The following is a 22542-nucleotide window of genomic DNA, read 5'->3' on the forward strand; positions in this document are numbered from 1 at the left end:
ACTCCTTATTTCGCATCGTACCATGTAGGACCATATGAAAACTCAACCTTTAACGGCACGCTTAACTTAATTGCATTTTCCATAACTTCAGGTACGATACGTTCTAAAATTTCAACTTCTTCTCTTGGTGCTTCAAAAATAAGCTCATCGTGTACTTGTAATAATAGCTTCGTCTGTAAGCCTTCTTGTTCAAGGCGTGCATTCATGTCAATCATTGCTTTTTTAATAATGTCCGCGGCACTTCCCTGGATTGGTGTGTTCATCGCAGTACGCTCCGCAAAACTTCTTAAATTGAAGTTCGAGCTTGTGATGTCCGGCAAGTAACGGCGGCGATTTAAAATCGTTGTAACGAAGCCTGCTTTCTTGGCCTCTTCAATACTTGTATCCATATAATTTTTTACACCCGGGAAGCTCTGCAAGTAGTTTTCGATAAAAATTCCCGCTTCCTTACGCGTAATATCAAGGCTTTGCGATAAGCCATAATCACTAATCCCGTACACAATACCAAAGTTAACAGCTTTTGCAGTGCGACGCATTAAGCTCGTCACATCATCCGGATTTTCAAGATTAAACACATCCATTGCCGTACGTGTATGGATGTCCATTCCTTGCTGGAACGCCTCCACAAGTGCATCATCACCGCACATATGTGCCAATACGCGCAGCTCGATTTGAGAATAGTCTGCTGCAAATAGAATCCAGTCTTTTTTCGATGGAACAAATGCTTTTCGAATTTTGCGCCCTTCTTCCAAACGAATCGGGATGTTTTGTAAATTCGGGTTTGTTGAGCTTAAACGTCCCGTTGATGTTAATGCCTGCTGGAAACGAGTATGCACTTTCGAATCCGCTTCATGTACCTCTTTAATCAACCCTTCAATATAAGTTGACTTCAGTTTTGCGAGTGTTCGGTATTCCAGAATATGCTTCACAATTTCATGCTCGGATTGCAGCTTTTCCAGCACATCGGCTGCTGTTGAATATCCAGTTTTCGTCTTTTTAATGACAGGTAATCCAAGTTTATCAAATAAAATGACACCAAGCTGTTTCGGTGAATTAATATTGAATTTCTCGCCTGCCAGTTCATATATTGTCGCTTCCATTACTTCGAGCTTTGTCTTCAGTTCATCGCCCATTTGACGCAATGTATCGATATTGACTGTTATCCCTTCGCTCTCCATCTTCCCTAAAATATGTGCAAGCGGCAGTTCCAGCTCTTTATATAACTCAAACTGCTCATTTTCTTTCAGTGTTTGCTCTAAAACTGGCTGCAGCTTCCAAACCGCTACAGCTTTTCGGCTTACATGTTCTGCTACATGGTCTGCACCGGGAACAATCCATTTTGCTCCTTTTCCGTAAACCGCTTCATTGGATTGTACATCCTGATAACCAAATTCTTTTGCAAGTGTTGCAACATCATCACCTGAAATCGACGGTTTTACAATATACGAAGCTAACAATAAATCGAACTCCACACCTTTTAGCTCAATCCCTAAACGATGGAGCATTGCTTGTGTCGCTTTACTGTCGGCAACATATTTTTTCTTTGTTTCATCTTGCAGCCATGCTTTTAACTCTGCATTTTCAACAACATTATCAATCGCTGTATAAACAGTACGTTCCCCATCAGACAATGCTAATCCGAGGGCATTACAGCTATGGTAATGTTCATTTTCCAGCTCCAGGTGAATAGCCATCGTCTCTTTGAGCATGTCAGCTGTAATATGCTGTACATTTTCAAATACTAATTCCGCTTGTTCTGTCTCTACTGCTTCAAAATCGCTCTTTTCGATTAAAGATTTAAACCCAAGCTCCTGCCATACATTAAGAAGCGCTTCCTCATCCGGACCTGAATAAGCTAATTCATCAAGTGTAATTGTAAGCGGAGCATCTGTATGAATTGTCGCTAGTTTTTTTGACAAATGTGCCATTTCTTCATTATCTACCAGCTTTTCTTTCATTTTCGATGCTTTCAATGAATCCATCGCTTCATATAGTTTTTCAATCGTACCGTGTTCCTTCAATAATTTAATCGCTGTTTTTTCACCAACACCCGGAACTCCCGGAATATTATCCGATTGATCGCCCATAAGCCCTTTCATATCGATAATTTGCTCTGGTGTCAGTCCATACTTTTCTTCAATATGGGCCGGTGTATATTTTTCAATATCGGTAATCCCTTTACGGGTAATATATACTGTAACGTCCTCTGTTGCGAGCTGCGTTAAATCCTTATCTCCTGAAACAACGATAACTTCGATTCCTTTTCCAGAAGCCTGTTTCGCCAACGTTCCGATAATGTCATCCGCTTCGTACATTTCAAGCTCATAGCGTTTAATCTTATATGCATCAATCAGCTTACGAATATAAGGAAATTGTTCGGAAAGCTCAGGCGGAGTTTTTTGACGGCCTCCTTTATATTCACCAAATGATTCATGGCGAAAAGTCGTTTTTCCGGCATCAAACGCAACAAGCATTTGTGTAGGATTTTCCTCACCGATAATCTTTTGCAGCATTGTTGTAAATCCGTAAGTTGCATTTGTATGAATACCACTGTCATTCGTCAGCAGCGGTAATGCAAAAAAGGCACGGTATGCTAATGAGTTCCCATCTAATAAAAGCAATTTTTGTTTTGTCATGCAAGTTCCTCCATTATTCAATTTCACCTCGATGTGATTAGGCCCGGATTCGAGTCAAATTCACAGGACGCTAATCAGTCATCCGACGCTTTTGACCTGATTTTCTTTTAAATACTCATGACCGAATCTGTTGCTCCGACCGGAAGCATCAACATTCGGCATGTGTTCAAAACGTACCGAAAGAGGTTACGTTACGATTGTATGTTCTCTTTCTACTTTAGCGATTATTGCATTGAATTGCCAACATTAACGCAAATTCTTCTCCAATAAAATTCTTATTCGCCACAAGTAAGCTGGACGTAATGCAACTGTCCCTCCTAAGGACTGAACTTCAGCTGATAATAACCTCTAGTTGCAATGACTCATTTTATCTCAAATTCCTTCTTATAATAATTATGTAAATGAAATTCTCCACAACATGAATCCCCTCCTATAAAGAAAAAATCCAGATGAATGCAATATAGCATAATCTGGATTTTTCCATCATTGAATTAAGTTCATTTAGTTTAGAAGTTATTTAGCAACTAAAGCAAATCTTTATATTTTGAAATGATTAATTTGTCCTTTTAACTTAATAATCATTTCATTCAATTCGTGTGCGATGCTAAGCATTTCTTCAGTCGATGCTGTCTGTTCTTCTATTGATGCAGCAATACTTTGAGAATGCTCATTGGATTCTTCTAAAGACTGAACCGTTATATCCGTTGTTTCAAGTACCTGATTAGAGTCCGTTACAATACCTTGGAATGCATCTGTTACATTTTGAATTTCATTTTTCATATTATCCACTAATTTGGAGATTGTATTAAATGTTTCAACAGCCGAATAAATCGTCTCGCTTTCCTGCTCGATTTTTGTTACTACACTATTAATGGCAATAACGGATTCATTTGAATCTTTTTGCATTTCATTAATCAATGTCGTAATATCGCTTGCCGAATTCGCCGATTGTTCTGCCAATGAACGAACTTCATCCGCTACTACTGCGAAACCTTTCCCGTATTCCCCTGCTCTTGCCGCTTCGATTGCCGCATTTAAAGCAAGTAAGTTGATTTGATCTGAAATACTTGAAATAATTTTCGTGATTTGACCAACTTCTAAAGAACGGCTATTCATTTGTTCTGTTTTCATTAATGACATTTTCGCCGTTTCATTAATTGTTTCGATTCCTGCAACAGATTTATGAATAACTTCTTTTCCTTGTGTTGCGACATTATTGGTATCTATCGCTTCCTGTGCTACTAACTTTGTAACATTGGAAATTTCTGCAATTTTGAATGCGATTTGTTCCACTGCCTCCCGGTTCTGCACAGCACCTTCTGTAATCATCTCAGTGCTAGAAGCAATTTCCTGAATTGCGCCCGATACCTGATTCGATGTAATTGTTAACTGTTCGATTGTTTCTTTTAATATCGAAGAGCTTTCCTCAACATGTTCGGATGTATCGTTTACATGGTAGATAGTCTCTTTCAATTGCGATTGCATATCCGAGAAGCTAGTTGTTAAATGCCCGATTTCGTCATGACTGTAAACTTCCAATTGTTTTGATAAATCACCCTGTGCCACAATTTCAGTGTGGTTTAAAAGCTGATTTAAAGGATTCACAATTTTTTTCGAAACGATAACCGCTATAATTGAGCCTATAATCAATGCAACAAGCAATGAAGTCAAAATAATTATAATTAACAATCGATTCAATTCATCAATAAAATCCGCATCGGCATCCAATCCCAGAACAGAATCAGTCCCAGGAATTTGAAGAAAGGTTGATTGATGTTTACCATAATCATCTTCATAAATATCGCTCGCCACTATGTCAGTTGTGGAAAGTGCCGCTGTCTGATCTTTTGTGAAAGCAAGCGGTGTCAGGTAATCTTCCGAATTCCCCAATACCAAAATAACTTCCTCTCCATCAACTTTACTCATAATATAGGCATTTTCCAAATCAAAATCATTTTGGAAATCAGTTGTGACTTCCAGTAATTTTTCATATGAATCCTTGTTTTTCTTAGCATCATTCACTAAGCCTGTATCAAAAAGCGTACTGAATTTTTCCATACTCAACAATAAATTTTGATTGTGCTGCGGAATGATCTGGTTATTAATCAAGTTACTAGAAACCAAGAATAAAATTGAACTAAAAACAATACTTAATAAAATAATCGGAACTAAAATCCCTAATAAAATCCTAGTTTTTACTGAATTAAATTTTTTTAACATTTAAATTGCTCTTAAAAACAATTATTAAATTGTTTTCACCAAGCGTCCCCCCAAATTTAGTTATTTACATGTAAATATTCTTTTTTTTCTACATAATCCATAAAGTTCAACGATAAGATATGGTCATTTTGTGCTAATGATTCACTGCTAAAGAAAATAACAGCAAACGTCGCACCCTGCCCATGCGGAATATGACGATATTCTAAAATATGGTGGAATTGTTGTTGCAATAACTCATGGTGTATTACAAGCTCGTCATCAACCTTTATCTCACCTTCAAACTCGGCACAGGTAAAACTGTAAATTTTATTGTCCATTGCATTTATTAAGTCAGCCCAATCCGGTTTTTTCTGTTCGAAAAAATAGTCGTATGAGTTAACCCCATATGCAAAACTTCCCAATTCTGTCGTACCAGCTCCTGCAAAGCGTAATGGATTCACTTCAATCGGGACAATTGTTCCTTCATCATCCATGCGCAGTTCTACGTGTAGCGGCATTTTCCGTAAATTGAAGATTTCCCCAAGCCCTTGCAGATACTCGGTAATCGGAGCTAAGTAATTTTGCAGGACTTGCTTGCTCGTATAATAAATACGATCACTCATATCTTTTTCGTCTTTGAACATACGCGCAAATAAATTGAGCACAACCGGATCATTCTTTTCATCAAAGAAAAGATCGATTGCAAATTCCTGCCCCTCAATATAACTTTCAATGATAAAGGACTCGCTCCCCAAAACATCCTCTGAATCGTTTTCACTCCACTGTTCCATCGTCTCGATTATGCTTTGGAATTCTTGTGCATTCTCTACTCGGTAAACCCCAACACTTGAGTACCCGACTGTTGGCTTAAAGATTATCGGATAGGGTAGTGAGGATAGATCAAGTTGCCCTAATTCCCCTGAAGTAGTTTCTAAAAAGAAGAAATTAGGGTAACTCTCAGCTAAACGCTTTCTGAATGCAAATTTGTTTTTAAATAAATTTGCTGTTTTTGTTACATGCGATTCTGCATAATATTCATTTAGAATCTGAACAGCTTCTTCGGAATTCATGATGATTAAATCCTCTTGTTGAAATACTTTCTTCAGATCTTGCTCAGCTTGTGATTTGTGATTTAGAATCAACCGTTGTTGAATATCCAAAATCTTTACTTTTTTTTCAATCAATGTTTCTGCTAAGAGCGGGGATACATAAGCTGTATCTAATAAAATCAAAACTTTCACTTCCTTATATGTATGGACCATTAATTAAACAAAGTGCATTATTACCTAATTTTTCAGGATATATAAGTATTTATACCCCAAAAAAATTATTATCTTATATGCACAAAATACTACACTTGTTATATTATACACATTAATTCAAATTTTCCTATTTATTTTCAATTTTTATAAATAAACTTGCTATAATACAAAAAAAACGCGTGGGATAAGATCCCGCGCGTTCTATATCTATTTAATTTTATTTTTGAATTTCACAGCATGTACATTATTTTTTTCTTCTTTATAAAAAATCTCTTCAAAAATAACCGTTAATAAAAAGGCATTTAAAAATGGAATGATCACATACATCGGCATGCCGCCTAAATCGTATGGCATTAACCCACGCGCAAATACTTCCACGAATCCAATTTGTGTGAAATAAAAGATCATACCAATACCAACTTGCCAGATCGGACGCTTGTCTTCACGTTTTTCAAACCATAGTACTTTCTTGAACGAATCCCGTACGTCTTCTGCGATAAACAAACTTAATACTAAAATAGCAATAAATAAAATTGGTATATGAAAAATTTCCACCTTCACGAAATTAATATTGGATTGATAAAAAAGCGCCGTTACAGATGTTGCCATAATAAATGCGATTAAACTATTCTGTATTACTTTACTCAAACTTTGCCACTCCCCCTATATGAACTAACTATACTATAGTATAACAGTAAAATAATAGTTTCCAATAATATAATTTGAAAATTTAATGAAGTTAAATAATGTAATTTTTTCCTCACAAGAAAAAGCCATTTAGAACGGTTGCATTCCAAATGGCTTTCACATTTTTTAATCCAATTGACCGGATAACAGTTTGGCATATGGCGAGTCTGACGGGATAATAATCATCGTCTCATTGCCGATTGTTTTCTTGTATGATTCTAACGTTCTGAATAAACTGTAGAATTCCGGGTCTTTCGAGTAAGCGGCATTATAAATTTGTGCAGCCTGTGCTTCACCTTCTGCACGGATGACAGAGGCTTCTTTATTTGCTTTCGCAAGTGTTACCTGTACTTCCTGATCTGTTTTTGCCTCTTTACTGCGCTTTTCCGCATCCCCTTCAGACAGATACTTTTGCGCAATCGATTGACGTTCCGAAACCATTCTTGTATAAACAGACTGCTCGTTTTCCTCCGGTAAATCCGTACGACGAATTCGTACATCAATTACTTCAATACCGAAATTGGCTGAATCGATTAACTCATTGACACGTTGTGTAACACGGTCGTTAATATTCCCGCGTTTTGAATCTTTTTCATTAATAATATCGCCGTATTCCGTCTGACCGAACTCTGTACGAAGTGCCGAATAAATGAACTCCTCCATACGACTTTCCGCATTCAGCAACTGCCCTGCATTTGAAATCAATGCCTTTGGATCCGTCACACGCCAAACAGTATAGTTATCAATAATAATTCGCTTTTTATCTTTCGTACTGATCTCTTCTTCCGTCATATCATGTGTCATTAAATTGCTTGGAAGAGTTGTCACACTTTGAATGAACGGAATTTTCATATGAAGTCCCGGCTCACTTTCATACTTCACCACTTCCCCGAACTGGCGAACTACTTTATATTCGTTTTCTTTTACAATATACAGATTCGCAAATACGATGATTAAGGCGGCAAATACAACAGTTAATACAATTGCAGAAGATACCCATTGCTTTACATTTACCGGCTTTTTATCTTTCTTTAATGGCGTTGGAGCTTTTTTGGCTTTTGTATCACCATTATTTACTTGCTGGTCAGGATCGGCAGCTTTCGGTACTTCCTTCACTTCTTTCGAACCTTTTTTGTTGCCGAACAGTTTTTTCACAAACTCATCTAAATCGCCGTCAAAATTGTTTTTGTTGTTACTCATTCACTTTTGCTCCCTTCTTTTTTCTCTTCTGTAGAAGGAGGTGTTGTTTGCATTGGCTGAATCGGCAAGTACTTCATCGTACCGCTGCCGTCATCATTCATAATATAAATTTGGGCATTCGGTAAAACTGCCTCCAATGTTTCAAGTACTAATCGTTCACGTGTAATATCCTTATTCAGGCGGTATTCATCATAAAGCTGGTTAAATAGCGCAACTTCACCTGTCGCTTGCTCAATACGCGAAGCCTTTTCCCCTTCCGCTTTTGAAAGAATTGCCGCTGCTTCACCAACTGCTTCACTTACACGCTGGTTTTCATATTTTTCCGCTTCGTTAATCTTTGTATTTTTTGTCTCCCGTGCATCGGTAACATCTGTGAATGCTGCACGTACTTCCTCATTCGGAACTTCTACGTCTTGCAGTTTAACTCCTAAAACCCCAATACCGATATCGTACTTTTCGATTAACGATACAAGTAATTCACGTGTCTCTGCTTCTATATCAGCTTTACCATCCGTTAATGCCTCATCGATTGTTGAGCTGCCAATAATTGAACGAATCGCACTGGAAGTCGCATTATGTAAAATCGTTCGCGGCTCCTGTGAACTAAATAAATATTTTTTTGGCTCAACAATGCGCCATTGAACAACAAGATCTGTTAAAACAATATTTTCATCACCTGTGATCATTTTTGTTTCTTTATCGAATGCTTCCACCGTACCATCCGGATTTTGCTTGTAGCCGAACTGTAAACTGTACGTTTCTTTTGATAAAATCTCTACAGACTGTATTGGCCATGGTAATTTAAAATGAAGTCCTGAATCTTGTATTGTTTCATCCGCTTGACCAAATGTAATGACTACTGCCTGTTCCGATTCATCTACTGTATACCAGGATGTCGTCACAACAATAATAGCTACGACAGCCATTAGAATAAGTGCTACCCACATTAATGTTCTTTTTACACTCATCGTATAAAGCCTCCTTACTTTTCAATTTCCTCTTATTCTACGGGTAATGAATTGTAAAAGTTTCATATTTTTTCAAAATGAGCTATCAAAAAATGTAAACGAAAAAAACCGCATAAAAAGTTTCCAACTTTTTACGCAGTTTCTTCATTATTATATTTAGTTTTCTTGCTAAGCGTTACCTTCTTTTAGAAACGGGGGTTTCTATTAAGAACTATAACACCGCAGTATAAAGTTCAATTTAACGTTTTGTAAATTTACTGTTAAATTTTAATCCTTCAAAGGTAGGAACACTTTAATACTCGTCCCTTTTCCTACTTCACTGTCTACTGTAATTTTACCGTTATGTGCTTCGATCAAATGCTTTACAATGGACAAACCAAGACCTGTCCCACCAGAATTTCGGCTTCGTGCCCGGTCTACCCTGTAAAAGCGCTCAAAAATACGTGATATTTCAGCTTTATCAATACCGATTCCTTCATCTTTCACTTCAAATATTCCGTATTGATCATTGGCACTAATACGTAGTGTAACTGTAGTTTCTTCTTTAGAATAAGCGATCGCATTGTTAATTAAATTTGTAAAAATTTGCATTAAACGATTTACATCACCTAAAATAACCGCATCCTGCACTATCTCTACATCAAACTGCATATTTTTATTTTCCAATTGTGAGCTTGTCAAATCAACAACCCTTACTAAAATATCCTGAAGCTTTGTTGGCACTACATCGAGTGTAAAACCATGCCGCTCAATTTTGGATAGCTCAAGCAAATCATTGACAAGAACCTGAATTCGATTGCTCTCATCATAAATAATTGTCAAAAAGGACAGCAGCATCTGCTCGTCTTTAAATGCTCCGTCTAGAAGTGTCTCAGAAAATCCTTTAATTGAAGTAATCGGTGTTCTTAGCTCATGCGAAACATTCGCTACGAAATCTTTTCGGATCTGCTCCAAACGCACAAGTTCACTCACATCATGCATTACAATGACAACGCCAAGCCAGCGTCCATGTTCCCCAACAACAGGCGCCCCATAAACTTGCTCATAATATTCTTCATTTGCGATTTCCATTTCAAGCTGCTGTCGATATGGTAATTCCGTTAAAAACACATGATCGATAAACTTCTCAAGCTCTTTTGGCAATCCGAGCATCATGAAATTCTTACCAATGAGCTTCTCTTTCGGGAGTTCGAACAATGTCTGGAATTTCTTGTTAACAATCGAAATATTACCTTCACGGTCGATCATCATTAACGCACTGCCCATATTTTCAATCAATGTTTTTAAACGTTCTTCTTCAATTGCTCTTGTTTTCGTAATATCCTGTAAATTGCGTGCCAAAATGTTAACGGAATTTCTTAATTCAACAATTGTATTCGGTCCATTCGCAAAAGCACGCGCACGATAATTTCCTTTCGAGAGCTCTCTTGCAGTTTTTGTAATATTAACAATCGGTGTAATAAAATTGCTTACAACCCGGTATGCCATAAAACTCATAATAATTAAACCGCCTAGTAATAATGCGGCAATAATTAAATATATTTTTTGCTTTGTACTTTGTAATCCTTCTGCATGTCGATCAATTGTATAAGTATCTAAAATGGCTTCTTTTTGTGTTTCAGTAAGTTCAATCTGTTCCTGCTCGATCACTTGCTCCAATTGCTGCTCAGAATCCTTTGTCACTTCATGTACAAACTCATCGGCAAAAAATGGAAAAAGCTGCCCTATGAACAGTCCTAGAACAGCTAAACTTGATCCAATTACTAAAATAAACGAATAAAATAAACGATTTTTCATTGCGTTCATTATTTTTTTGGCTCCTCAAATTTATAACCTAAACCACGAATTGTTTTAATAAACAGCGGTTTACGACTATTTTCTTCAATTTTATCCCGCAAATGACTAATATGAACGTCTACGATTCGAGTATCCCCGGCAAAATCATAGTTCCATACAGCACTAAGCAGCTGATCACGCGTTAATACACGGTTTTTATTTTCAAGTAAGTAAACAAGCAATTCAAATTCTTTCGGCGTGAAATCCAAAGACTCTTCATCGATAAATGCTTCAAATCGCTCCGGGAAAACTTTTAAATTACCGAATGAGTATACTACTTCACTCGATTCAACTGTTTCTTCCACAACCGGTCCAGAGAAACGTCGCAGCACAGCCTTCACTCGGGCAATTACTTCACGCGGACTGAATGGCTTTGTCATATAATCATCCGCACCGAGCTCTAAACCTAATACTTTATCAAATTCATCGTCTCTAGCAGTCAGCATAATAATCGGTATATTGATGCGCAAACGTCGTAATTCCTTACAAACTTCAACACCATCAAGTTTTGGCAGCATTAAATCCAATAAAATCAAATCCGGTGTTTGTTCTACTGCTGTATCAAGACCCGCCTGACCATCATGAGCCAATAGAACTTCAAAACCTGCTTGTTCCAAGTTATATTTTAATAATGTTGCAATTGGCATTTCATCTTCTACTACTAAAACCGTTTTAACCATTATAAGTTCCTCCAAAATCGATTTGAAACCCCCATCTCAAAATCAATCTTCCAGTGGTTGGCTATCAACTATTTCGTTAAATATGTACTGATAAAAGCACTATCTTCATAGTAACAACTTTTTTTGAAAAGTACAATTATTCCTCTGTTCAGCTACTTCTATGCTCTTTTTTAATTGGAGAGATCTCTAAATCATATTATTTCGATTGGTAAAATAATTTTTACTATTGACTGAATATTTATTATTATGGTAACATTTAGAAAAATTGTTTATACACGCTTTAAGACATGTGTAAATTTTTTTATCAACAATTCCGAGTAATTCAATATGTTAAGTATTTTAACGGAAAGTAGGTGCTTCCATGACAAATGGAATCAATATTGAGTTAGTAAATTTAACAAAAAGTTTCGGTGAAAAACAGGTATTAAAGGATATTAATTTAACAATCCCTGCTGGACAATTCGTTGCAATCGTCGGGAAAAGCGGATGCGGAAAAAGTACGCTTCTTCGTATCATTGCAAATTTAGAACAAAAAACAGCAGGAGAATCTTTAAAAGACGGTATTCAACAGGAAGACTTTTCAGGCGTTCGTGTCATGTTTCAGGAAGATCGTTTACTTCCATGGCTGTCTGTTTTAGAAAATGTAGGGGTTGGCACAGAGTTGAAAAAGGATTGGCAACCAATCGCATTAAAATCACTTGAACACGTAGGATTAAAAGACCGTGCAAAAGAGTGGCCACATGTACTGTCAGGAGGCCAAAAACAACGGGTTGCATTAGCTCGTGCGCTTAGTGCACAGCCAAGACTTTTGTTATTGGATGAACCGCTTGGTGCATTGGATGCACTGACACGACTGGAAATGCAAAATCTAATTGAACAATTGTGGCTAAAACAAAAATATACGTCGTTACTCGTGACACATGACGTGGCAGAAGCAATTACATTGGCAGATCGAATTATATTAATCGAAGACGGAAACGTTGCTTTAGATTTACCGGTAAAACTTCCTCGTCCAAGAACACGTTCAAATCCGCAGTTTGCGGAGCTTGAGGAAATTCTGCTTCAGCATTTATTAGGGCAACAACCAAATACAGAAACACCAACTAAACAAAAAGAATTACAAGCGATTATTTAAGGAGGCATTACAAATGAAAAAACTATTATCAGTCTTTTTGCTCTTAACTTTATCAATTATTTTAGTCGGGTGCTCATCATCGAATGCTGAAAATAAAAAGGTTCGAATCGGCTACCAGAAAAACGGTACAACATTGCTATTAAAAGCGAATGGCGAACTAGAATCACGATTAAAGGAATTAGGTTATTCAGTGGAATGGGCTGAATTTAATACAGGAAGCTCAATTATGGAAGCATTAAACTCCGGAGCGATCGATTTTGCCAATGCAAGTGATGCTCCTTCAATGATGGCATTATCAAAAGGAATGAATTTCAAGTACATTGCAGGTGAAGAATCATCTCCTCAAACAGAAGGAATTTTAGTAAAAAACGATGGCTCTATCCAATCAATCGAACAATTGAAAGGGAAAAAGATTGCGTACAATAAAGCTTCCATCTCCGAATATTTATTAGTTACTGCTCTGGAAACAGTTAATCTGACATTGGATGATGTAGAATCTGTTATTTTAAGTCCTGCGGATGCCACTATCGCATTTCAAAACGGCGAGGTTGATGCCTGGGTTACTTGGGATCCGTATATGACGGTTTCCGAAAGTAAAGGCAATCAAATTTTAGCTACAGGAGAAGGTATTGTGGAACACCGCGGTTTCTACTATGCATCTGATAAATTTATCGAATCCGATAAAGACGCAGTGGTTGCCTATGTGGAAGAACTATCTAAAGTCGGTGAAGCCATTGATACTGATTCAAGTGATGCAGCCAAAATCCTTGAAGAGAATACAGGTATCGCCGCAGATGTTTGGGTAACAAGCTTAGCACGACGTTCATCTGTAGCTACTTATTTGGATGAAGCTGCACAGGCAGATTTACAAAGATTAAATGAAGATCTTTATGACATTGGTTTAACGACTAATCTTGTAGAAAATCTCGAAAACTATATTTGGAAACCATAAGAGGTGAGAAAAATGAAGAAGAAAAAATGGTTTCATTTGATTGAACCGTGGATCATTCCTATTTTAATTATTGTCATATGGGAAGTATCGAATAAAACCGGCATTCTTGCCAATACAATTTTGCCTGCCCCTTCCGATGTAGTAAAAGCGGGCTATGAACAAGCAGTTTCCGGTGTTCTGTTTGATCATCTTCAAATTAGTACGACGCGTGCTCTAATCGGGTTCCTGATCGGCGGGAGTATCGCTTTTGTAATCGGTATTTTAAATGGAATCGTTCCTTTCGCACAGCGTTATTTGGATACAACTATTCAAATGTTGCGTAATATTCCGAATTTGGCACTCATTCCGTTAGTTATTATTTGGTTTGGTGTTGGTGAAGAAGGAAAGATTTTCTTAGTGGCTATCAGCGTATTTTTCCCGATCTATGTTAATACATACCATGGCATCCGCAATGTTGATCCACGGTTAATCGAAATGGGGAAGATTTATAATCTTTCGAAATACAAACTGTTTTTTAAAGTGATTATTTTAGGTGCAATGCCATCCATTTTAGTAGGTATTCGCTACTCATTAGGAATTATGTGGCTTACTTTAATTGTTGCAGAAACGGTTGCGGCAAGTTCAGGAATTGGCTATATGTCGATGAATGCCCGTGAATATATGCAACTTGATATTGTTGTATTGGCCATTATTTTGTATGCTATTTTAGGAAAAATTGCGGACTCCATTGCAAAACTATTAGAGAAAAAATTATTGAAATGGAATCCAGTATATCAGTAAATAAAAAACAATTAGGGCCTTTCGGTGTAAATAACTGAAAGGCCCTTTTTTAGTTATTTCAGTGCTTTCATTACATCTTTAACAGCATCTGCAGAATGATCAAGCGCTGTTTTTTCTTCTTCTGTCAGCTCAAGTTCGAATATTTTCTCAATACCGCCAGCCCCTAATAATGTCGGAACACCTAAGTAAATCCCTTCATATCCATACTCGCCTTCTAAATAGGCAATTGCTGGCAATACTCGTTTTTGATCTTTTAAAATTGCCTCTGCCATTTCCACCATTGCTGCAGCCGGTGCATAATAAGCAGAACCATTACCTAAAAGGTTCACGATTTCACCGCCACCTACACGGGTACGCTGCACAATTTCTTCTAAACGTTTTGCAGGTATTAAGCTTTGTAACGGAACCCCACCTACCGAGGCATACCGTATTAAAGGCACCATTGTGTCTCCGTGACCGCCTAATACAAGTGCAGATATATCTTTGACCGATACATTCAGTTCCTCGGCAATAAATGCGCGGAAACGGGCAGTATCCAACACACCCGATTGACCAATAACCCTTTGTTTCGGGAAGCCTGATTCTTTAAATACTGTATAAGTCATCGCATCCACCGGATTTGTAAGTACAATAATCGTCGCATCAGGTGAAGTACGGGCTATTTCCGTGGCAACGGCTTTCATGACACCCTGATTAATCTGTACTAAATCATCACGACTCATTCCTGGCTTACGGGCAACACCCGCAGTTATTAAAACGATATCCGAGTTTGCTGTATCCTCATAATCGGAAGAGCCTTTTACATAAGAATCAAAGCCTTGTATTGGCGCTGCTTCCCACATATCCAATGCTTTTCCTTTCGTAGGGTTTTCTGCTGTTGGAAGATCAATAATTACTACATCGCCTAATTCTTTCTGCGCTGCTAAAAATGCTGCGGTTGCACCTGTAAAACCACTACCAATAACTGAGATTTTTTTACGTTTTAATATCACCTAGAACCACTCCTTCAACGTAATTATCTTTACACATGAAAATTATATACAAAAAAAGGGAGAAAACATAATGTTCTCTCCCTTTTTAACAATATTGATTTAATAAAAGTAAACTATTTCCATTACTGTAAAATTATATAACTATATTATTCATTACTAAACAATTTGTTCATAATTTCACATATATAGGCAAATGAGTAAAACTTTTAATTAGAAGTTTTCGATTAATTTTGTAGCGAATTCAGAACATTTAACTTCTGTAGCGCCATCCATTAAACGTGCGAAGTCATAAGTTACATATTTAGAAGAGATTGTTTTCTCTACTGAGTTTGTAATTAAGTCCGCAGCTTCTTGCCAGCCTAAGTGCTCAAGCATTAATACGCCTGATAATAATACTGAAGATGGGTTTACTTTATCTTGACCAGCATACTTAGGTGCAGTACCGTGAGTAGCTTCGAAAATAGCGTGTCCAGTTAAGTAGTTAATGTTAGCACCTGGAGCGATACCAATACCACCAACTTGAGCAGCTAATGCGTCAGAGATGTAGTCACCGTTTAAGTTCATAGTTGCTACTACGTCGAACTCGTTAGGACGAGTTAAGATTTGTTGTAAGAAGATATCAGCAATAGAATCTTTTACGATGATTTTGCCTTCTGCAACAGCTTTAGATTGTGCTTCGTTTGCAGCAGCTTCGCCTTGCTCAGCTTTGATTGCATCGTATTGGTTCCAAGTGAATACTTTATCGCCGAATTCAGCTTCAGCTACATCGTAACCCCATTGTTTGAATCCACCTTCAGTGAATTTCATGATGTTACCTTTGTGTACTAAAGTTACTGATGGACGGTTGTGAGAAATAGCGTACTCGATTGCAGAGCGTACTAAACGTTCAGTACCTTCTTTAGATACTGGTTTAATACCTAAACCAGAAGTTTCTGGGAAGCGAATTTTGTTAACGCCTAATTCGTTTTGTAAGAAGTTTAATAATTTCTTTTGCTCGTCAGAACCAGCTTTGTACTCGATACCAGCATAGATATCTTCAGTGTTTTCACGGAAGATTACCATGTCAACATCTTCTGGACGTTTAACTGGTGAAGGAACACCGTCAAAGTGACGTACTGGACGTAAGCAAACATATAAATCCAACTCTTGACGTAATGCTACGTTTAGAGAGCGGATACCGCCGCCGATTGGAGTTGTTAAAGGACCTTTAATAGCGATTAAGTATTCGTTGATTTTTTCTAAAGTTTCAGCTGGTAACCATTCGCCAGTTTGGTTGAATGCTTTTTCACCTGCTAATACTTCTAACCATTCGATTTTCTTTTCACCGTTATAAGCTTTTTCTACAGCTGCGTCAATTACGCGAGATGCTGCAGCCCAGATATCTGGACCGATACCGTCACCCTCGATGAAAGGAATAACAGGATTGTTTGGAACGTTTAATTTACCATTCTCTACTACGATTTTGTTAGTCATTGGAAATTTGCCTCCTAATAATCATAAATCTAGGACTGTGTCAAATCACAGTCCCAGATATTTTAACATACTTTTTTAATTAGCGCTCGTTAATTGGAACGTATTTTTGCATATCTGGACCAACATACTCCGCACGTGGACGGATTAGACGGTTGTTTGCATACTGCTCTAAAATGTGCGCTACCCAACCTGAAGTACGAGATACTGCGAAGATTGGTGTGAATAAGTCATGCTCGATACCTAAAGAATCATATACTGATGCTGAGAAGAAGTCTACGTTTGCAGGTAATTTCTTTTGCTCAACGATCATGTCATGGATTTTCACTGACATATCGTATAATTCTGGTTTGCCTGTTAATTTAGTAAGCTTTTCAGACATTACACGTAAGTGAGGTGCACGTGGGTCGCCTTTGCGGTATACGCGGTGACCGAAGCCCATGATTTTTTCTTTGTTATCTAATTTGTTTTGAACCCAAGTTTCAACGTTATCGATTGAACCGATTTCAGTTAACATTTTCATAACTTGCTCGTTAGCACCACCGTGTAATGGGCCTTTTAATGCGCCGATTGCAGAAGTTACACCAGAGTATACATCTGATAATGTCGCAACACATACACGTGCAGTAAATGTAGAAGCGTTTAATTCATGGTCAGCGTGTAAAATTAACGCTTTATCGAATGCTTCAATTTCGATTGCTGCTGGTTCTTCACCTTTCAGCATATATAAGAAGTTTGCTGCATAACCTAATTCTGGTTTTGGAGCAACTGGTTCTTTACCTTGACGTACACGTGCAAAAGTAGTTACTACTGTACCAATTTTCGCTTGTAAACGGATTGCTTTACGGTAGTTTGCTTCAGCTTCCATAACATCAGCTTCTTCGTCAAATGCACCTAACATAGATACAGCTGTACGAAGTGCTGCCATTGGGTGCACTGTGTTTAAAGGCATAGATTTGAATAAATCTGTGATTGCCGCTGGAATTTCCATATTTTTAGCTAGTTCTTCTTTTAAGTTAGCTAATTCTTCAGCGTTTGGTAAACGCGTGTTCCATAACAAGAATACTACTTCTTCAAAAGTCGCATTGTTAGTTAGGTCGTCGATGCCATACCCTACATATGTAAGTGTATCATCGATAATTGAAGAAATTTTCGATTCTGCTGCTACGATACCTTCTAAACCTTTTGTTGCTGACATAAAAAATCGCTCCTTCACTTAGTAAATTAATTTTGTAAGTGCTTTCTTTTTACTCTATTAAAAAGTCGCACACTCATATCGTTCTGCTCAATTGAACCTATAAGTAAATCGCTTACAAATTTCATTATAATCAATTTTGACGGCTTTGTGAATGAATTAGTAGGATTTTAGGAAAAAATCACATATGTGATAGAATTCATGCAAAAAAGAGAATTTATAATTTGTAATGAGTTAATCTAGGTAATAATTAGGAGTGAGATAAATGGATTATACAAATAAAACAAACCAATGGCTAGTAAAAAGTAGGAACTTTATCGTTCTTTTACTTTATTTTATCCTTTTTTATTTCATTCCCCCTATTATTTTCGGTCTATTTTTCGCTTACTTACTATTTCCCGTATTCCTTTTTTTCAAGCAGCAATTTAGACTGCCATTCTTTCTCGTAGTCATTATACTTTCTGTATTTCTATTTTCGGTTGTCGTCTCGGTTATCATGCTCATTATTCACAGCTTTATCACTATTCTTCCTCAGCTGCAGTCAACACTCTTATCTTTGGACAGCACCTATATGAAACATCCGCTTCTACCGTTTATTGTAGAAAAACTTCAAAGTTTAATAAGGGACTTGCTGTTCTATACAATCAATTTTATAAAAAACAGTTTTCAGTCTATATTTGAATTTTTCATTTTCATTGTGACATTCTACTTCGCGTTGATGGAGAGCTATAAAAACCGATTATGGTTTTTCGCTTATATACCGAAAGCTTATCGCACTACATGGGCTCGCTACTTCCAAAAAGGAATGGAGCTTATTGGCCGCTTTATCGTAGTGGAAATGCAATTGTTTACACTGACGTTTATCCTGCTATGTATAGGGTTTTATTTTATGAAGTTTGAAGCATTTGTTATTAAAGCCTTTTTAATTGCCTTTGCAGATTGCCTGCCTTTTTTAGGAATCGGAATTTTCCTGATTCCAGTTTCCATTTATTATTTTATTGTAAACGAACCGATAATGGGTATTGCCATTTTAGTTCTGTACTTTATTGTACAAATGATAAGGCAGCTAACTGAATCAATGCTCTGGTCACACACGTTGCATTTACGTATGATCCACACATTTCTAATCAGCGCTGCCTCAGTATTATTATTCGGTTTTTACGGAATCATTCTCAGTCCAATATTATTGATGATTGCCATTAAAGTGAAACAACACGCTATTTTTGCAAAATAACGACTTGTCCTCTTTTCATTTTCTTACGTAAAAAGTAGAAGATGACCGGCTTAAACAGGTTTCGTGTAATTCCTGATACAAATAGTAATCCAAGAATATCCGTAATGAAGCCCGGTAACGCCAAAAGAATGCCGCCAACAAAAATCATAAATGTTTCAATGACCGGTACTGCAGGTGGTTGACCTTGCTGCATGCTTTTTTGAATATCCTGTATAGATTTTGTACCGCGTTTTTTGGCGATCAACAGTCCTGCAATGGATGTGAAAATGATTAATAACAATGTATAGAAAACACCGATCGCGTTTCCAATTACGATAAATACCGCAATTTCTGCAAATACGAGTGCGAGTAATCCAAATAAAGTCTTTTTCATTTATGAACCCCCTCTTCTTTTAGTTTATACGAAACAGCAAAGAAAAAGTTTCAAAAAGAGGTTATAACAAAAAACAAACCACCATTTTCATTATAAGAAATGGTGGTTTTGCTGTACTAAATTAATTTTTATCCGTATTAATCTTAAAGAACGCTCGCGTGTCCTTTATAAATAACACCCGTTTCGGCATCCATTGTAATTTCCTGTCCGTGCTGGATTAGACTAGTTGCTTCTTTTACACCGACAATTACAGGAATACCTAAGCTTAAGCCGACTACTGCAGCGTGGGATGTTAACCCGCCTTCTTCAGTAATAATACCTGCGCATTTTTCGATTGCTGGCATCATTTCACGGTCAGAGCCTACTGTTACAATAATTGCTCCTTCAGTATCGTAAGCTAATGCTTCTGCTGCATTGTTAGCGATAATTGCATTACCAACAACTGACAGTTTACCGATACCTTGTCCACGTGCCAATAAGTCGCCAATTACATGTACTTTCATTAAGTTCGTTGTACCTGCTTCACCAACCGGAAGACCAGCAGTAATAACAACCACATCACCATGGCTGACAAACTCATGTTTTAGCGCTTCATCAACTGATAACTCTAAAATTTCATCTGTAGTTGAAACACGTTGCGTTAAAATTGGTTTAACGCCCCATACTAATGTCAATTTCTGAGCGACATTTGGCTGACTTGTAACTGCGATGATTGATACACCTGGGCGATATTTTGCAATCATTCTTGCAGTATTACCGCTTTCAGTCGGAGCTAATACTGCTTTAACACCAAGGTTAATCGAAGTATAGGCAACTGCCTGAGAAATAGCTTCTGTCATATTGGCTTCTTTTTCACGGCTTCGTGTTGATACAATTGTTCGGTAATCTAAAGCATTTTCCGTACGAATTGCAATTTTGTTCATTGTTGCTACTGATTCTACCGGATACAGACCTGCTGCTGTTTCCCCAGAAAGCATGATTGCATCTGTACCATCCATAATTGCGTTTGCAACGTCTGATGCTTCTGCACGAGTAGGACGTGGATTGCGCTGCATTGAGTCCAGCATTTGTGTAGCTGTAATAACAGGCTTGCCGACTTGGTTACATTTTTTGATTAATGATTTTTGTACTAATGGTACTTCTTCTGCAGGAATCTCTACACCTAAGTCCCCGCGTGCCACCATTAAACCGTCTGAAACTTCGATAATTTCATCGATGTTGTCAACGCCTTCCTGGTTTTCAATTTTAGGGATAATTTGAATGTGGCTGCCGTTATTTTGCTCCAATAGTTCACGAATTTCGAGTACATCCTTTGCAGTACGAACAAATGAAGCTGCGATGAAATCGATACCTTGCTCAATACCGAATAAAATATCTGCCGCATCTTTATCTGTAATACCAGGTAATTTCACAGAAACGCCTGGTACGTTTACACCTTTTTTATTCTTTAAAATACCAGCGTTTTCAACGATTGTATGGATTAACCCTTGCTCCGTATCTTTCGCAAGTACTCGCAATTCGATTAAACCGTCATCCAATAAGATAATATCGTTTTGGTCTACGTCTTCAATCAGCTGATCGTATGTGATGGAGAAACGTGATTCATTTCCTAAAACTTCTGTCATCGAAATATCGATTACTTGTCCTGTTACTAAATGTAACTCACCATTTTCCATTGAGTGTGTTCTGATTTCAGGTCCCTTTGTGTCCAATAAAATTCCAACCGGTTTTTTCATGCGTTCTGCTGCATCACGAATTGCAGCAATACGGTTTGCATGTTCTTCATGATTTCCGTGTGAGAAATTTAAGCGGGCAACATTCATCCCTGCATCAATTAACTTTTCTAACATTTCTGGTGATTCACTAGCTGGTCCAATAGTACAAACAATTTTAGTTTTTCTCATAATTTTGTCATCTCCGTTTTTATGCACTTTAAATTGAAAGCTCTTTTGATAATGTATACAAACTTAAGTCTGCTTGGTGCTTAGTTTCAAATGCTTTTCTTAAATCATAATCGATTATAGCGTGATTTTTCACGCCAACTGCTCTTCCACCTTTGTTTTCCAACAATAGCTCTACCGCTCTTGCACCAAATCTACCTGCTAAAACGCGATCCCGAGCAGATGGAGACCCTCCTCGCTGTATATGACCTAATACAGATGTACGAATTTTAATTCCTGTGCGTTCTTCCAAAAGCTGCGCAAGTTTATGACCATTCATTACACCTTCAGCAACAATAATAATACTATGGCGCTTTCCACGAGCTGCCCCACGTTCAAGACGCGTTACAATATCATCCAGCTCATACGACTCTTCAGGTATTAAAATCGATTCCGCACCAGCGGCCAAACCTGCCCAAAGAGCAATGTCTCCAGCGTCGCGGCCCATTACTTCAATAACAAACGTATTTTCATGACTTGTTGCCGTGTCTCGGATTTTATCGATCGATTCAACTACTGTATTAAGTGCCGTATCAAAGCCAATCGTATATTCTGTACCAGGTACGTCATTGTCAATTGTACCGGGAATACCTACACACGGGAATCCTTTATCTGATAATTGCATGGCTCCACGATAAGTACCATCGCCGCCTATCACAACTAACCCTTCGATTCCCTCTTCTTTCATGCGTTCGATTGCCCTATTTTGAATATCATCCTGCTTAAATTCAGGGAAACGTGCTGAATACAGTTTCGTCCCGCCTCGTTGAATAATATCGCCAACAGAACCAATATCTAAAAGTTCGAAGTTCCCATTATAGAGACCTTCATAACCGTGGTACACTCCGACAACATCAACATTATGAAAACGTGCTTTACGAACGACTGCACGAATAACAGCATTCATTCCCGGTGCGTCTCCACCACTCGTTAAAACCGCAATCTTCTTCATACGACCTTTTCCTCCTATTACGCTGTTACTATCCACATTAACAGAAAATAC

General features: G+C 37.6%; 18 protein-coding genes. 4 read left to right on the top strand and 14 right to left on the bottom strand.

Going from position 1 to position 22542, the window contains the following annotated elements; all coding sequences use genetic code 11:
• Positions 1-5: 5 nt before the first annotated feature.
• The 8 genes from polA to B5473_RS19830 form a co-directional block, all read right to left on the bottom strand.
• A complete protein-coding gene (polA, locus tag B5473_RS19795) occupies positions 6-2636 on the bottom strand; it encodes a DNA polymerase I (RefSeq protein ID WP_079528377.1) in 2631 nt (876 codons plus the stop codon).
• A gap of 537 nt (positions 2637-3173) precedes the next feature.
• Positions 3174-4856: a methyl-accepting chemotaxis protein gene (locus B5473_RS19800; RefSeq protein ID WP_079528380.1), complete on the bottom strand. Its 1683-nt coding sequence runs from the start codon at positions 4854-4856 to the stop codon at positions 3174-3176.
• 56 nt (positions 4857-4912) lie between these two features.
• Positions 4913-6067 (bottom strand): ATP-grasp domain-containing protein, encoded by a 1155-nt coding sequence (locus B5473_RS19805; RefSeq protein ID WP_176142108.1) that lies wholly within the window; start codon positions 6065-6067, stop codon positions 4913-4915.
• A 237-nt stretch (positions 6068-6304) separates the two neighbouring features.
• Positions 6305-6745 carry a DNA polymerase I gene (locus tag B5473_RS19810; RefSeq protein WP_079528387.1) on the bottom strand — a complete coding sequence of 147 codons (441 nt, stop codon included), beginning with the start codon at positions 6743-6745 and terminating at the stop codon, positions 6305-6307.
• Between the two features lie 165 nt (positions 6746-6910).
• A complete protein-coding gene (hflC, locus tag B5473_RS19815; RefSeq protein ID WP_079528389.1) occupies positions 6911-7984 on the bottom strand; it encodes a protease modulator HflC in 1074 nt (357 codons plus the stop codon).
• On the bottom strand, positions 7981-8952 hold the full coding sequence (hflK, locus tag B5473_RS19820) for an FtsH protease activity modulator HflK (protein ID WP_079528392.1): 972 nt from the start codon (positions 8950-8952) through the stop codon (positions 7981-7983). Before hflK ends, hflC begins: the two co-directional genes overlap by 4 nt.
• Positions 8953-9219: 267 nt before the next feature.
• Positions 9220-10758, bottom strand: coding sequence for a two-component system histidine kinase PnpS (gene pnpS / locus B5473_RS19825; RefSeq protein WP_079528394.1), 1539 nt, complete (start codon positions 10756-10758; stop codon positions 9220-9222).
• Positions 10758-11468 (bottom strand): response regulator transcription factor, encoded by a 711-nt coding sequence (locus tag B5473_RS19830; protein ID WP_079528398.1) that lies wholly within the window; start codon positions 11466-11468, stop codon positions 10758-10760. The genes pnpS and B5473_RS19830 overlap by 1 nt, the downstream gene beginning before the upstream one ends.
• 361 nt (positions 11469-11829) lie before the next feature.
• On the opposite strand from B5473_RS19830, the gene B5473_RS19835 reads away from it, so the two are divergent.
• Genes B5473_RS19835 through B5473_RS19845 form a run of 3 tightly spaced genes read left to right on the top strand, consistent with a single transcriptional unit; the run spans position 11830 to position 14335 of the window.
• Entirely contained in the window at positions 11830-12603 is a 774-nt protein-coding gene (locus tag B5473_RS19835; RefSeq protein WP_079528401.1) for an ATP-binding cassette domain-containing protein, read from the top strand.
• A gap of 13 nt (positions 12604-12616) precedes the next feature.
• The gene (locus tag B5473_RS19840) at positions 12617-13555 is read left to right on the top strand and encodes a sulfonate ABC transporter substrate-binding protein (RefSeq protein ID WP_079528404.1); all 939 of its coding nucleotides are present in this window, start codon (positions 12617-12619) and stop codon (positions 13553-13555) included.
• 12 nt (positions 13556-13567) lie between these two features.
• Positions 13568-14335 (top strand): ABC transporter permease subunit, encoded by a 768-nt coding sequence (locus B5473_RS19845; protein WP_079528406.1) that lies wholly within the window; start codon positions 13568-13570, stop codon positions 14333-14335.
• 53 nt (positions 14336-14388) lie between these two features.
• On the opposite strand, the gene mdh is transcribed toward B5473_RS19845, so the two are convergent.
• The 3 genes from mdh to citZ form a co-directional block, all read right to left on the bottom strand.
• On the bottom strand, positions 14389-15327 hold the full coding sequence (mdh, locus tag B5473_RS19850; protein WP_079528410.1) for a malate dehydrogenase: 939 nt from the start codon (positions 15325-15327) through the stop codon (positions 14389-14391).
• A 210-nt stretch (positions 15328-15537) separates the two neighbouring features.
• Positions 15538-16800, bottom strand: coding sequence for an NADP-dependent isocitrate dehydrogenase (icd, locus tag B5473_RS19855; RefSeq protein ID WP_079528412.1), 1263 nt, complete (start codon positions 16798-16800; stop codon positions 15538-15540).
• A gap of 79 nt (positions 16801-16879) precedes the next feature.
• The gene (gene citZ, locus B5473_RS19860; RefSeq protein ID WP_079528414.1) at positions 16880-17995 is read right to left on the bottom strand and encodes a citrate synthase; all 1116 of its coding nucleotides are present in this window, start codon (positions 17993-17995) and stop codon (positions 16880-16882) included.
• Positions 17996-18257: 262 nt separating this feature from the next.
• Here citZ and B5473_RS19865 point away from each other — a divergent pair, with 262 nt between their 5' ends.
• Positions 18258-19226 carry an AI-2E family transporter gene (locus B5473_RS19865; RefSeq protein ID WP_079528417.1) on the top strand — a complete coding sequence of 323 codons (969 nt, stop codon included), beginning with the start codon at positions 18258-18260 and terminating at the stop codon, positions 19224-19226.
• Here B5473_RS19865 and B5473_RS19870 read toward each other — a convergent pair.
• The 3 genes from B5473_RS19870 to pfkA form a co-directional block, all read right to left on the bottom strand.
• The gene (locus B5473_RS19870) at positions 19210-19599 is read right to left on the bottom strand and encodes an FxsA family protein (RefSeq protein ID WP_079528419.1); all 390 of its coding nucleotides are present in this window, start codon (positions 19597-19599) and stop codon (positions 19210-19212) included. The genes B5473_RS19865 and B5473_RS19870 overlap by 17 nt on opposite strands.
• 143 nt (positions 19600-19742) lie before the next feature.
• Positions 19743-21503, bottom strand: a complete 1761-nt coding sequence (gene pyk, locus B5473_RS19875) for a pyruvate kinase (protein WP_079528817.1) — start codon at positions 21501-21503, stop codon at positions 19743-19745.
• Between the two features lie 28 nt (positions 21504-21531).
• Positions 21532-22491: a 6-phosphofructokinase gene (gene pfkA / locus B5473_RS19880; RefSeq protein WP_079528421.1), complete on the bottom strand. Its 960-nt coding sequence runs from the start codon at positions 22489-22491 to the stop codon at positions 21532-21534.
• Between the last annotated feature and the right edge of the window lie 51 nt (positions 22492-22542).

The organism is Solibacillus isronensis, assembly GCF_900168685.1.
GTDB lineage: Bacteria > Bacillota > Bacilli > Bacillales_A > Planococcaceae > Solibacillus > Solibacillus isronensis_A.